The organism is Nitrosomonas sp., from assembly GCF_024282095.1.
Lineage (GTDB): Bacteria > Pseudomonadota > Gammaproteobacteria > Burkholderiales > Nitrosomonadaceae > Nitrosomonas.
The window spans coordinates 14,253-27,822 of sequence record NZ_JAMWZS010000033.1 but is presented as its reverse complement, the minus strand read 5'-3'; the positions used below and the strand labels follow the sequence as shown (position 1 = coordinate 27,822).

The following is a 13,570-nucleotide window of genomic DNA, read 5'->3' as shown; positions in this document are numbered from 1 at the left end:
GATTAAAATAGTTAATCGCTGCGCTTGGTCACTTCCACCAAATGATAACCAAACTGTGTTTTAACCGGACCTTGCACCTCGCCGACAGGCGCGCTGAATACCACGGTATCAAATTCCTTCACCATTTGCCCGCGACCAAACTCACCCAGGTCGCCGCCTTGTTTGCCGGATGGGCAGAGTGAATGTTGTTGCGCCAATTGACTGAATTCGGCGCCATTTTCTATTTCAGCTTTCAGATTGTTACATTGCTCTTCGGTTTTTACCAAGATATGACGTGCGCTGGCTCGTGCCATAAGATTTCTCCTGTATTGTTAGAAGTACCCTAAATTAATTTTTGTTACGTGGTACATTTAAGCACAAATGAGTGTGCTTATTAAAGCATTGTTCTGGTTTTATAGCCATCCAAGTGATAGAGGGTTTAATGAAGATATTCAGTGGTGTCAATGCAAATGCTTGAGTTATGCAATATCAATAAAGCTTATGCCGAAGGGCGCAAGGTGCTGACCAATTTAAGCTATACGCTGAAAGCGGGTGAGTACGTTGCCATCATGGGTGAGTCGGGTGTGGGCAAGTCGACTTTGTTGAATTTGATTGCGGGGCTGGACACGCCGGATTCCGGTGAAATTCGCATCAACGGCGCTGCTATTTCGTCACTGGATGACGATGCAGCTACGCGACTGCGGCGCGAACAGTTCGGTTTCATCTTTCAGGCGTTTCATGTATTGCCGCACCTGACATTGAGCCAGAATATCGCCTTGCCTTTATTGCTGAATGGAGTGCCGCTGGATCGTGTTGAACAAATGTTGGCCAATGTGGGACTGCGCGATCGCGGGCATCATTTTCCGCGTCAACTGTCCGGTGGCGAATTGCAGCGTGTTGCGATTGCGCGGGCGTTGATACACCGGCCTAAACTGGTTTTGGCGGATGAGCCGACAGGCAATCTCGATCCGGATACGGCGCACGAGATTCTCCAGTTAATGCGTGCGGAAATCAAAGCCAATGGCGCGACGGGCATTATCGTAACGCACTCGCATGCAGCTGCTGCGACGGCCGACATGATTTTGAATTTGACCAAGGATGGTTTGCATCCTGTGGAATCAGAGGGCGCGTAGTCAATGAATACGGCATCGTTATCCCGCTGGCTGCTATTCGGTGAATGGCGTGCGCATCTGGTACAAGTGATCGTGGCGCTCATCGCCATCGCCATCGGTATTGCGATGGGGTTTTCAATCCATCTGATTAATACTGCGGCTTTCAATGAATTTTCCGCCGCCAGCAAAAGCCTTTCCGGGCAAGCGGATTTGCAGGTGCGCGGTCGGAAGGCAATGTTTGATGAATCACTTTATCCGCTGCTGGCTAACACCGCAGGTGTCGCATTGGTGAATCCGGTGCTGGAATTGGATGTTGCAATACCGGGAAAACAGCACAACAGAAATGACCAGAAACTAAAAATTATCGGCATTGATATGTTCCGTGCAACGCAGATTTCACCTGATTTGCTGGGGTTGCCTGCGGAAGGAGAAACGCTGGATCGTCTGGCGAGCGATACTATTTTCCTATCGCCGGCCGCGATGGAATGGTTACAGGTTAAACAAGGCGATTCACTGCAAGTGCATGCAGGATTGCAAACCGTCACATTGCGCGTGGCAGGCGGTTTGGTGCGGGCGCGGGCAGGGCAGCGCATTGCGGTGATGGATATCGGTGCGGCGCAGTGGCGCTTTCAGCAGCTGGGTGTATTGTCGCGGATCGAGTTGAAACTGCAGGATGGCGTCAATCATGCAGCCTTTAAAGCAAGGCTGGCTAAAGAATTGGGTGAGTCGTATGTGGTTGCTGAATTGGCGGATCAGGAAACGCGAGTTGCCAATATGTCGCGCGCCTACCGGGTCAACCTGAACATGTTGGCGCTGGTAGCGCTGTTTACCGGTGTTTTTTTGGTGTTTTCCACGCAGGCACTCTCTGTTATCCGGCGGCGCCAGCAATTTGCGTTATTGCGCGTGTTGGGCTTTACACGGCAACAATTGCTGCGACAAATCCTTACTGAAGGAGCGATTCTGGGGGTGATCGGTTCGCTGCTGGGGCTGGGTTTGGGATATGCGGTTGCGGCGCTGGCAATTCAGCTTCTGGGCGGGGATTTGGGCAGCAGTTTTTTCCCAGGTGTCCAACCAAGTATTTATTTTGATTCGCTGGCTGCGTTGACATTTTTTCTGGTGGGGCTCGGCGTGACTTTGTTAGGGAGCATTGCGCCGGCATTGGAGGCAGCGCGCGCCAAGCCTGCGCTGGCGCTAAGATCCGGCAGTGAAGATACGGCCATGGCAAAGTTGTCACCACCTTGGTTTGCGGTGATTTGTTTGTCGATCGCGGCATTGTTTACCCAGCTTCCTCCCATTTTTGAACTGCCGATATTTGGTTATCTGGCCGTTGCATTGCTGTTGATTGGCGGTATTGCATTGATGCCGCGTTTTGCCGCATGGTTTTTTTCAGCGTTGCAGGCCCGATGGCATTCCGGCCGGATCGGCGCTGTTTTTACTTTGGTGTTGGCGCGCCTGGCGAATGCGCCCAATCAGGCTGCTGTCGCACTGGGCGGCATATTGGCCAGTTTCAGTCTGATGGTTGCTATGGCTATCATGGTGACGAGTTTTCGCGTATCAGTCGATGATTGGCTGGGGCGTGTTTTGCCGGCTGATTTATATGTGCGCGCCGCTTCGACCGGAGATCAGGGTGGTTTCCAACCTGATGTGCAGCAGGCGGTTGCTGCGCTGCCCGATTTTGATCGTGTGGATTTTTTTCGTACACAGCAATTGATGCTGGATGCCAATCGGCCGGAAATCACCTTGATCGCCCGCCCTGTTGACCGATCAGATGCACGTAATACGTTACCGATGACGGATGCCATGATGGCACCTGCATCATGGCCTGACGGTGTGATGCCTGTCTGGGTGTCGGAAGCGATGGTTGATTTGTATGGTTACCGGGTGGGTGAAAAAGTGATTTTGCCGATTGGCGCAACGTCCAATGAATTTCTGGTTGTCGGCGTGTGGCGTGATTATGGCCGCCAATTTGGTGCTATCCAAATGCAGTTGGCCGATTATCAGGCATTAACGGGGGATGTGAGCGTCAATACGGTTGCTTTGTGGCTGCAAACTGGAATAAATTTGGATGCAGCCATCGCGAAATTGCGGCAACTGCCGTTTGGCGCTGCGCTGGAGATATCCCGATCCGGTGATATGCGCGCATTAAGTCTGGAAATCTTTGACCGGAGTTTTGCGGTGACTTATTTACTGGAACTGGTGGCGGTCGTCATTGGATTGCTGGGCGTGGCGGCCAGTTTCTCAGCGCAAACGCTGGCGCGTGCCAAAGAGTTTGGCATGTTGCGGCATATTGGTGTTATGCGTCGGCAGATTCTTACGATACTGGCCGCTGAAGGCGGATTGTTGACTGTACTTGGGATCGCGCTGGGTTTTGTATTGGGGTGGGGTATCAGTTTGATTCTGGTTTTTATCGTCAATCCGCAATCTTTTCATTGGACCATGCAATTGCATTTGCCATGGAGTTGGTTGACGCTGGTCGCCGTGATTATGCTGGTTTCAGCGGCATTGACGGCATTGCTGGCCGGGCGCCAGGCAGTTTCCGGTCATGTCATACGTGCTGTGCGGGAGGATTGGTAATGTTGAGCGTTAACAATAACGGCAAACGTCTTTTTGTTGGTTTTGCCAGAACGATCATGCTGATTGTAAGTTTACTGATCACCAATATTTTTGCTGAATCTTCCCGGTGGATGCCGGTTGTGCCTGATCATAAGCTGACTTTCCCGCATGATTATGGCGCGCACCAGGATTTTCGCATTGAATGGTGGTATATCACCGGCTGGCTGGAGACTGAGGATAACAAGCCACTGGGTTTTCAGGTGACATTCTTCCGTTATGCAACGGGCCATAATGAGGATAACCCAAGCCGTTTTGCCGCGAAATATTTAATCATTGCGCATTTGGCATTATCGGATCCTGCCGTGGGCAAGCTGATGCATGCCGAAAAGACTGCACGTGAAGGTTTTGATCTGGCTTATGCCAAGCAAGGCAACACGGATGTGAAACTGGATAATTGGACGCTGGTGCGTGAGGAAGATGGGCGCTATCAGGTGGATATGCAGGCCGGTGATTTTGGCTTGCAATTATCGTTATCGCCGACGCAAATGCCACTGTTACAGGGCGAAAATGGTTTTTCCCGCAAAGGCCCGAAACCCGAGCAAGCGAGTTATTACTACAGTGAACCGCATTTAAGCGTAACCGGTACGGTTTTTCGTCATAACCAACCGGTTACTGTCAGCGGCCGTGCCTGGCTTGATCATGAATGGTCGACAGCCTATCTGGATTCTGACGCGGATGGCTGGGATTGGGTGGGCGCCAATCTGGATGATGGCTCAGCGCTGATGGCTTTTCAGATACGTGGTAAGAACGGTGGCAAAGTCTGGTCCTATGCCGCACTTCGTGATGCATCGGGCGATGTTACATTTTTCAAACCGGAGCAGGTGGAATTTACCCCCGTACGTACTTGGCAATCGCCGCATACCGATGCGATTTATCCTGTGGCCATGCGTATCCGTACCGGTGAAATTGAATGGCAGCTGACGCCACTGCTGGACGATCAGGAACTGGATTCACGTCAATCAGCCGGTGCAGTTTATTGGGAAGGTGCGGTGACGCTGACTAAAGATAATAAACCGGCCGGTAAGGGATATCTTGAGTTAACCGGTTATGTCAAGCCTTTAACACTGTGAATGTGATTCCAATTAACAATTAGAGAATTCCAGGGATTGTAGAATAAGCCGAGTCTGCATGCATTTAAAGCGCAAAAATAGGCTGCTGAGTCTGGTGAGTTTTTCGGTAAATGTAGCGCATACCTAATTTCAATACTTTCATTGTTGGTAAATGTGGGTTAGAATTTACAGGCAGAATGATCGGAGTAGTATGATTATTGCAAAATAAGTAATATACTCAGTTCCTTAGGTTGGTGATCAAGAATAAAAAAGGGAATAGAGAAAGTTACATGATCACAAAAGCTTGTGATTGTGAAAGTAGGGGGGTCGATGTTATCGGCTTTAGTTAAGTAAGTGAGTATTAATTAGAGAAATCCATTCAATAAGGAGATAAGATATGAGCGAAGTTAATAGAAGAGAAACAGATGCACAAGTTCTGAGATTGTTCTTCATTTCAACTGCAGTGTTTATCGTTATTGGCGCAGTTGTTTACGGCGTATTCTAGACTGATCAATTTTTATTGATGTCCGTTGTGGTTTAAGTTTTGTAAGTTACTAGATGATTATCTAAGCTGTATCAAAACTTATTCCATCACTCACTGTGAGTGACTTCATAGTGGCGGAATCAAGCAAATAAGTTTAGAAGTATAAATGCCCATTTATTGGATTATTCCGATAAATGGGCATTTATCTTTGTAGTATAAAACTTCTACATAATTTTTAGTGGAGAGGTACAAATGTCACTCTCCACGGTTTCTTAGAACTCTCCGTCTTTAATATAAGGTTGTGACCACAGGATGACCTGCATCAGCACAGATTTGCGCCAGGCATCTTGCATACGATCGACATCATCACGTGAGTGACCGCCTTTTTCCAGGAATGGGCGAAGCGTTGTTGTAATGGGAATGAGGAGTGCAAAAATGTAATGCAGGTGGATAATCGGCACTGCTTTTACATTATCTGTACGGTTTTTCTTGGAACTATGATGACGCAATCCGATTTCGTACTGATAATTGAGCCAATTCTGATCATACTCAGCTTTTGCAGTATCCAGAATCCATTGACCAAAGCGTTTACGCACCCCGCCCAGATAATCCATGTTAGGCTGACCATCCGCTGCGTTGGTGAAATAATGCAACAGGAAAGGTGTCGAACCGACAAAGCCATACCATACATCCAGAATCTGCTCAGTTTGGTCTCTGAGTATGTCATGCGACATTTTCAAGTAGCGCACATCATCATCGCCAAACAGGCTGGCTTGTTTCAGCTTGGCAAAATCATCCAGGGACACGGGAGATTTTTTGAGTTCAGGACTGCCGTAAGTGTAGCCAGGTATATTTGTAGTTGCCATAGAGTTTCCTTATTGAGAAATGTTAATCATCATAGGTAACAGCCGTAACAGTATTTGCTGTTACACTATACATTAAATATCATGCGGTTATGCAATGAATTCCGGTCAAATTATATAGGAAAATGATCCTGTTGAATATTTGCATGGCGGATTCTACAGGATTGATAATGTGTGCGAGCTACTTTTGGGTACTGATTCAGTCTTTGTCTGCGCGCAATCGCTCATCCAGCCAGTTTTTCCAATGTTGATATTTCTCTGATAATGCGCTGTTTCTGCGTTCAATGACAATTTGCTTGGCGTCGCGGCGGCCTGCTATTTTAAGCCTGCAAGCCAGTAGGGCGGCGCCTTGCAGGCTGGTTTCCTTTTGTTTTAAGTGAAAAACCGGGAAAGGCACGCACTGGGCGATGCCGTGTTGCAGGCAGGGCAATTCGGATAAGCCGCCGGATAGATAAGCTTCGGTCAGCGGCGCTTGGCGGTGAAAATCTTCCAGGATGCGTGCAACCCGGAAAACAATGGCTTCAAGCATTAATGCGGTGATTTGCTGCGTGTTTAAATCTGCAACTGATTGGGAGAAATAAATGCCCCAATCCTTGCGAAAATAGGGTGCGCCTAATCCGCTGGGTTCCGCCAGGCAAAAAATATCGTGTTTTGCCAAATCTTCGCTGCAACAATCCTGCACCGGATAAGGCGCCAGCGCGGCAGCGATGGAATTGAGCGTGCCTTCAACGGCAAATTGCGCTTGCTGGTTGTCATTTTGATAAACCAGTGTTTGTAGATAACCATCTAATGCGCATGCATCTTGGGCAAGGGAACGGATCACAAAACCGCCTGTACCGAGATTAACCAAAGCCGTGGTTTGGCTATCGGTCAGGCTGGCGATCAGGGCGGCTGATTGATCGCCGACGCTGGCCTGCAAGGTCAATCCGATGTCCGGTAATGGCACGTTCAGTCCGATCGAGGGTTTGATGTGCGCTAAAATCGGGTGCGGAATATCGAATAATCTGCATAATGTGTCTGACCATTGTTGCTGGTGGATATCCATCAGCAAGGTGCGCGCGGCCATGGAAGTGTCGGTGAGAAAATATTGGCCATGCGTCCAGCGCCAGATCAGAAAAGTATCCAGCGTACCTGCCAGCCATTCGCCATGAACGAGTTTCTCACGCCATGCCGGATTCTCTTGCAGCAAGACATTGAGTTTGGGCGCAAAGTAATAGGCGGTCAGCCGCAGCCCGGTCAGTTTGTGGATGGTGTCTGTCGATGCATGCAGGCGATTGCAACAACTGGATCCCCGGTCATCCTGCCACGAGATCAGCGGCGTTATCGGATTGCCGCTGGCTTTATCCCAGATCAGAAAAGATGAGCGCTGACTGCACAATCCCAAAGGTGGCTTGTCGCCGGTTTGTGCCGCGCATGCTGTAAGCACTTGTTCGGCAACTTCGGCATAGTCCAGTGCGCTGCTTTCATAACGCCCATCGTGGCTGTTGATGGCAGGTGCAGGTTGAGTGACAATGTGTTGCAGATTTCCTTGGTGATCCATTAAAGCGGCTTTAATGGATGTGGTGCCTAGGTCGAGGGCGATGGCCGAAATCACTGTGTGATCCATTGCTTGCAGCAGTGTTCAACTTCCTGGTGCAAGCGTACATCATCCCACTGCATAATACTGGCGACGCGCCGGGCGATTTGTGCCAACTGGCTTTTTGTCAGTCTGGCCAGAATGAGTAATGGCAGGCGGCGGCGCAACAAATCGTCCAGATGAATGACCATTTCGGTCGCGGCGCAGTGCATCAGGTCGGCATCAATAAACGGCAGCGATGGAATGATTCGTTGCGCCCGATCCGCATCCGTTTCGATACTGCGAAAAATTTCATCGATGCGTGTGCCGTGGCGATGTAACAGCCATCGCGCACTTTCTGCATCAATACCCAATTGCCTTGCCCGGCTCTGCATGCGGGCAGACCATGCCGGGAAATTTTCCTGTGGCGCCCATGGAAACAATCTACCCTGGGTCGCGCAGGATGAGGAAATGCCGAGTTGCGCGCACACCGTGTCGACGATACGAGCAGCATCCTGACGCGATGAGGTTATTTTTCCACCAATCGCATAATGCACACCGTTGGGAGCGGATTTTAATTCCCAGTCGCGGCTGATCGCTGAAGGTGAATCAGACGAAACGGTTTGAGACGGTTGTTTAAAAACGCGCACCCCGGCAAAACAACCGATGATGTCGTTTTTTGTCCAGGGGGTTTTCAGATAATCATTGGCGGCTGCAAGCAAATAAGCAATATCGCTGTCATCGGCAGCGACGTGTTCCACATTGCCTGTGAAATCGGTATCCGTTGTGCCCAGCAGCGTCAAGCCATACCAGGGGATCATGAAAAATACCCGGCCATCCGACCGGGCTGTCAGCAGCAGCGCCTCGTCGTTCAACACGGCAGGCATTACCAGATGAATTCCCTTGGCGAGACGGCACCATGCCTGGCTTTGTGTTTCTTTTGACAACCACTGACCGGTTGTGAACACAATTTGTTTGGCGCTGATTTTTTGTTCGGTTTGGGTGAGTTGATCCCGGATGATTGCGCCATCCGCTTTCCCATTGGTTTCCAGCAATTGAATCAGTTTGCAGTAATTGATGCAGCTCGCACCGGCATCCAGTGCCCCCGCGATCAGCTCCAATACCAACCGCGCATCGTCGGTTTGCGCGTCGGCGTAGGTAAAACCGCCTTTGAGTGCATGTGGATTGAAGAAAGAAAAGTGCGCGGTGAATTGCTGTGGATTGAAATAATGGTGGCGCATTTGCGGATTGGTATCGCTGGCCAGGAAATCGTATAACGTTAAGCCTAATTTCAGTTGCAGCCGGTTCATGCGCCGCTGCGCGTAGACGGGAACGCCGAAACGTAGCGGCCACACGCGGTGAGGCGCTGTGTGTAACAACATGGTGCGTTCTTTGAGCGACTTGCTGACCAGTTTGAAATCATAGGTCTCCAGGTAACGCAAACCGCCGTGGATTAATTTACTGGATGCGGACGAGGTGGCGCTGGCCCAGTCACTTTGCTCAATAATGGCTACTTTGAGGCCGCGCAGTGCGGCATCGTATGCAGTCCATGCGCCATAGATGCCGCCGCCGCAAACCAGAAGATCGAAAGGTTGATTGTGTAATGCTGCGAAATCTTTTTTCATTGATCGCGCAGCATCAGCGCTTTATGGGGCAAGTCACTGATGAGAATATCAACGCCTAATTGCAGTGCTTTATTGATTTCGGTATCGCTATTGCAGGTATAAACGGCGACACACTTGCCATGATCACGCAACACATCGACCATGCTGCGATCCAGATTCTCAATCGGCAGGCAAAGCCCATGAAGAAAAGCATGCGTGTTTAATAGTTGGCGTGCATCCGCGATGGTTTGATGGGTTTCAAAGTTGTAAACCAGCGGAAATGCCGGTTTGTATTGATGCGCATACACCAGGCTGGCAAGATTGAACGAAGAAACAATGATGCGTTGCTCGGGATTCTGGCCGATCAGATCCAATGTCTGGCGGATTTTTAACTCGTGACGGGAAACCGGTTCCCAGTCACGATTCTTGACTTCAATCAATAAACGACAGCGTTTGCGATAGGCAGTCAGAAAATCCTGCAGCGTCATAATACCTTCGCTTGCTGATTTTGGATTGATCAGTGCTTGGAGCTGGTGATAATCAAAATCGTCAATGCGCTTATCGTTCAGTCCAATTTTATTGAGAAAGCGATCATGCCAAAGTACAGCAACTTCATCCCGGCTTAGCTGCACGTCGGTTTCAATGCCATCGATGGCATAACCCAATGCTTTATCAAAAGCGCTTCGGGTGTTTTCCAGCGCTTCCGTATTGGCACCGCGGTGTGCAAACACCAGGCAATTGTCAGGATGATGATGGCTGTGTTTTGGCATTTTGCTGGTATGTTAGTTACTGCGCAGCGGCTTGCAGCAATTCAATGATAGCCGCATCCCGGGTAATTTCAGCAGCGATTTTCCCTGTTTGGCTCTTGATTTTCGAATTGGCGCCTTTTGCCAGCAATACTTTCACTGCATCGATATGATCATGTAAGGCAGCCCACATCAGCGCGGTTACGCCGTCATCGTTTTGCAGATCGATTTTGGCGCCATGCTCCAGCAATATCTCGATAACCGGTGTATGACCGTTTTGCGCAGCCAGGATGAGTGGCGTGAAGCCATTGGCAGCTTTATGATCGACTTGTGCGCCGTGCTTGAGCAATGTCTTGACTATTTCGGTGTTGCCGATCAACGCCGCAAGTGTCAGCGCTGTTGCGTCATTTTTATCTTTCAAATCAACCTTGGCGCCCTTTGCCAATAATGCGTTGACAACGTCGATATGTCCATCCTGGGCGGCGATATACAGCGCCGTGGTATCGTTGGCAGCCAGCAAATCAATGGGGGCATTCCTGGCTAATAATGTTTCGACGATTGCGGTGTGTCCGTTGCGTGCGGCCATATAGAGTGCTGTGGTGTTGTCGGAAGCCTGCTCATCAATTTTTGCGCCTTTTTCCAGTAACTTATCGACTATGCTTGTTCGGCCTTCCAACGCCGCAATCATCAGGGCGGTTACTTTTTCCTTGGTCTTCAGGTGAATGTCTGCACCTTTTGCTAATAGCGCATCAACAATCGCTTCGTGTCCTTTTTGTATCGCCAGCATTAGCGCAGTAATACCATCCGTTGTCTGCACATCAACTTGAGCACCTTTAGCCAATAACGCATTGACAACCTCGGTGTGGCCATTTTTTGCAGCGATAATCAGTGCCGTGGCACCGCCGGCGTTTTTCAGGTTCACATCGGCATTCTTTGCCAGCAACAGATCAACGATATCGGCGTGGCCATATTGCGAAGCGACGATCAGTGCGCTAAACCCCATATCATTCTGATAATTGACGTTGATACCTTTTTCCAACAATTGTTTGATCGTTTCTGTTTTTGCGGAAAAAGCAGCTTTAAGAAATTCGGTTTCGTCTTCGGTGGCGGCATTGGCAACAGGGACTGACAGCATGGTCGCGATGACTGAGAAAATAAAGAAGTTGCGCGTACACTTAGCTATGTTTTTTATATAATTCATCTATTACACCTATATCGGACTTACTATGATTGATTATCGGGGTTTATTTCAGGAATTCACTGATCAATACATCATGCACTGACCATAGATTGTTAGTTTTTACCGTTAATATTTTAACCTAGAAATATCTGTTCTTAAATTTAATTGGTTGCAGAGGGTAAACGTGTTAGTTTTTGCAAATGAGCAATCACAAAATTTTTAAGTGATGTTCCTTGGTGTTCTGAAAATTTATTCATTATGAATGTTGAGTATTTATGCATGATTGGATAATTCCTGATTGGCCGGCACCGCGCAACGTCAAAGCGTTGTTTACCACCCGCAATGGCGGCGTGAGCGGTGGTGCCAATGGCGCTTATGCTTCCTTGAATCTGGGGGCGCATGTCAACGATGATTTGACGGATGTGACGCATAACCGGGCGTTATTGCGCCGTTACTTGCCGGCGGAACCCAAGTGGTTGAAACAGGTGCATGGTACGTTACCGATCTGGATTGATGACACGACAACAACAACGCCGGAGGGTGATGCGGTTCTCAGCCGCAAGCAAGGTACTGTTTGTGCTGTCATGGTTGCCGATTGTTTGCCGGTGTTCCTGTGTGATGCAGCCGGTACCACCGTAGGTATCGTGCATGCGGGTTGGCGCGGGCTGGCGGGGGGAATCATCGAGCAATCCATTGCGGCAATGCAAGTCGATCACGGCCAACTGCTGGCGTGGTTGGGGCCGGCGATTGGTGCTAATCATTTTGAAGTCGGTGCAGATGTCTACGAGGCTTTCATGCAGTATGACACCCAGGCGGCACAAGCTTTTGCGTCAAAGGATGGCAGTCATGGAAAAAAATGGCTGGCAGATATTTTTCTGTTGGCGCGCCAGCGATTGGTGAATAATGGCATTACCAGGATTTATGGCGGAGGTGTGTGTACATTCAGCGATCCTGCGCGTTTTTTTTCCTACCGCCGCGATGGCGAGACCGGGCGCATGGCTGCATTAATCTGGCTTGATTAAATGTCCGCCGTTAACTGCTCATCAATTGCCCTGAACAGCGTATAATCCCGCCTTTGCTTTTTTAATTAACATCATATGTCAACGCTTACCTGGATTATTGCTGCCAGCTTACTGGGAGGGGCACTGAGTTTATTGTTTGCAGCGATATTGTCACTCAATGCGCGGTTATCCTGGCTTTCAATGCTGGTGTCTTATGCCATCGGCGCATTATTGGGCGCTGCTTTTCTGAATACCTTGCCGGAGGCATTCGAACTGTCTGACAATCCCTCGCAGGTAACGATGACTGTTCTGATCGGGATTCTGGTTTTTTTCATTTTGGAAAAATTAGTGTTGTGGCGTCACTGTCATATCGAAGATTGCGAAGCGCATGACCCATCGCATGGCTTGACAGCGACAGCGACTGTGGCCAGCCACCATCAGCACGATCATGGGCGTAGCGGGTTCATGGTCATTGTGGGCGATACCTTTCATAATTTTGTCGACGGTATTTTGATTGCCGCTGCTTTCATGGTGGATGTGCAGTTAGGGATTGTGACATCCATTGCGATCATCGCCCATGAAATTCCCCAGGAAGCGGGCGACTTCATTATTCTTTTGAATTCAGGTTATACGCGCCGCATGGCATTTTTGATGAACCTGCTGTCCAGCTTGGCGACTGTGGTGGGCGGTGTGCTGGCGTATTTCATGCTACATAAGATGAATTTTCTGGTGCAACCGTTATTAGGACTTGCCTCAGCCAGTATGATTTATGTGGCCATGTCGGATTTGATCCCGGGGTTACATAAGCGGCCTGAGATCCATGCGACGATTCAGCAGGTCACATTGATTTTGTTGGGAATTTCTTCGATCTGGTTGGTGGGGAATATTTTTCCCCACACGTAACAGACCGGGTGAAATGGTTGCAAGACACCGAAACGCTAACTATAAAGGATGTTAAATGATAAAACGATTGATGGCGGTATGGTTGCTGCTTTTCTTCACCAGTGCTGTTTATGCGGAAGAAAGCAATATTATTGAGAAAGTTGAAAGCAGTGCGCGTGCCTGGCTGGAAGGGGTTGATAGTGGAAAATATAAAGAAAGCTGGGAAAATTCATCTGCGCTATTCAAGACGAAAACATCCGAACAGGAATGGATCAAATCAATTACTGCGCTCAGGGCACCACGTGGCACTATGAGCGCCCGGTATATTGCCACGGCTGCCGCGGCAAAATCATTATCGGGATTTCCTGATGGTGAATATATCGTACTCCAGTTTTACGCAACGTTTACAGAAAAAGGATTGGCATTGGAGACAATCACACTGGCAAAAACACAAAATGAAGTATGGCAGGTTGTGGATTATTCGATGAAGTGAGAAATTTGA

General features: G+C 49.1%; 12 protein-coding genes. 6 read left to right on the top strand and 6 right to left on the bottom strand.

Translation table 11 applies throughout. The annotated features are described in order from the left end of the window. Positions 1 to 11: 11 nt before the first annotated feature. A complete protein-coding gene (locus Q0K92_RS10125; RefSeq protein WP_110339724.1) occupies positions 12 to 293 on the bottom strand; it encodes a peptidylprolyl isomerase in 282 nt (93 codons plus the stop codon). A 156-nt stretch (positions 294 to 449) separates the two neighbouring features. On the opposite strand from Q0K92_RS10125, the gene Q0K92_RS10120 reads away from it, so the two are divergent. The 3 genes from Q0K92_RS10120 to Q0K92_RS10110 are packed head-to-tail and all read left to right on the top strand — an operon-like array spanning position 450 to position 4,774. Then, the gene (locus Q0K92_RS10120) at positions 450 to 1,112 is read left to right on the top strand and encodes an ABC transporter ATP-binding protein (RefSeq protein WP_297325683.1); all 663 of its coding nucleotides are present in this window, start codon (positions 450 to 452) and stop codon (positions 1,110 to 1,112) included. Between the two features lie 3 nt (positions 1,113 to 1,115). After that, positions 1,116 to 3,665: an ABC transporter permease gene (locus Q0K92_RS10115; RefSeq protein ID WP_297325682.1), complete on the top strand. Its 2,550-nt coding sequence runs from the start codon at positions 1,116 to 1,118 to the stop codon at positions 3,663 to 3,665. Further along, complete coding sequence (locus Q0K92_RS10110) at positions 3,665 to 4,774, top strand: carotenoid 1,2-hydratase (RefSeq protein ID WP_366084288.1); 1,110 nt, start codon at positions 3,665 to 3,667, stop codon at positions 4,772 to 4,774. The genes Q0K92_RS10115 and Q0K92_RS10110 overlap by 1 nt, the downstream gene beginning before the upstream one ends. A gap of 735 nt (positions 4,775 to 5,509) precedes the next feature. Here Q0K92_RS10110 and Q0K92_RS10105 read toward each other — a convergent pair. The 5 genes from Q0K92_RS10105 to Q0K92_RS10085 all read right to left on the bottom strand — a co-directional run bounded on the left by Q0K92_RS10105 (position 5,510) and on the right by Q0K92_RS10085 (position 11,206). Next, positions 5,510 to 6,103 carry a protoglobin domain-containing protein gene (locus tag Q0K92_RS10105; RefSeq protein ID WP_297325681.1) on the bottom strand — a complete coding sequence of 198 codons (594 nt, stop codon included), beginning with the start codon at positions 6,101 to 6,103 and terminating at the stop codon, positions 5,510 to 5,512. Positions 6,104 to 6,299: 196 nt separating this feature from the next. Continuing rightward, entirely contained in the window at positions 6,300 to 7,706 is a 1,407-nt protein-coding gene (locus tag Q0K92_RS10100) for an FGGY family carbohydrate kinase (protein WP_297325680.1), read from the bottom strand. After that, positions 7,691 to 9,280 (bottom strand): glycerol-3-phosphate dehydrogenase/oxidase, encoded by a 1,590-nt coding sequence (locus Q0K92_RS10095; protein ID WP_297325679.1) that lies wholly within the window; start codon positions 9,278 to 9,280, stop codon positions 7,691 to 7,693. The genes Q0K92_RS10100 and Q0K92_RS10095 overlap by 16 nt, the downstream gene beginning before the upstream one ends. Next, the gene (locus tag Q0K92_RS10090) at positions 9,277 to 10,029 is read right to left on the bottom strand and encodes a glycerophosphodiester phosphodiesterase (RefSeq protein WP_297325678.1); all 753 of its coding nucleotides are present in this window, start codon (positions 10,027 to 10,029) and stop codon (positions 9,277 to 9,279) included. Before Q0K92_RS10090 ends, Q0K92_RS10095 begins: the two co-directional genes overlap by 4 nt. A gap of 16 nt (positions 10,030 to 10,045) precedes the next feature. Beyond that, on the bottom strand, positions 10,046 to 11,206 hold the full coding sequence (locus Q0K92_RS10085) for an ankyrin repeat domain-containing protein (RefSeq protein ID WP_297325677.1): 1,161 nt from the start codon (positions 11,204 to 11,206) through the stop codon (positions 10,046 to 10,048). Positions 11,207 to 11,460: 254 nt separating this feature from the next. Here Q0K92_RS10085 and pgeF point away from each other — a divergent pair, with 254 nt between their 5' ends. The 3 genes from pgeF to Q0K92_RS10070 all read left to right on the top strand — a co-directional run bounded on the left by pgeF (position 11,461) and on the right by Q0K92_RS10070 (position 13,561). Beyond that, a complete protein-coding gene (gene pgeF / locus Q0K92_RS10080; RefSeq protein ID WP_297325676.1) occupies positions 11,461 to 12,207 on the top strand; it encodes a peptidoglycan editing factor PgeF in 747 nt (248 codons plus the stop codon). A gap of 75 nt (positions 12,208 to 12,282) precedes the next feature. Beyond that, positions 12,283 to 13,089 carry a ZIP family metal transporter gene (locus Q0K92_RS10075; RefSeq protein WP_297325675.1) on the top strand — a complete coding sequence of 269 codons (807 nt, stop codon included), beginning with the start codon at positions 12,283 to 12,285 and terminating at the stop codon, positions 13,087 to 13,089. A gap of 55 nt (positions 13,090 to 13,144) precedes the next feature. Continuing rightward, positions 13,145 to 13,561 (top strand): DUF4019 domain-containing protein, encoded by a 417-nt coding sequence (locus tag Q0K92_RS10070; RefSeq protein ID WP_297325674.1) that lies wholly within the window; start codon positions 13,145 to 13,147, stop codon positions 13,559 to 13,561. Positions 13,562 to 13,570: the final 9 nt, after the last annotated feature.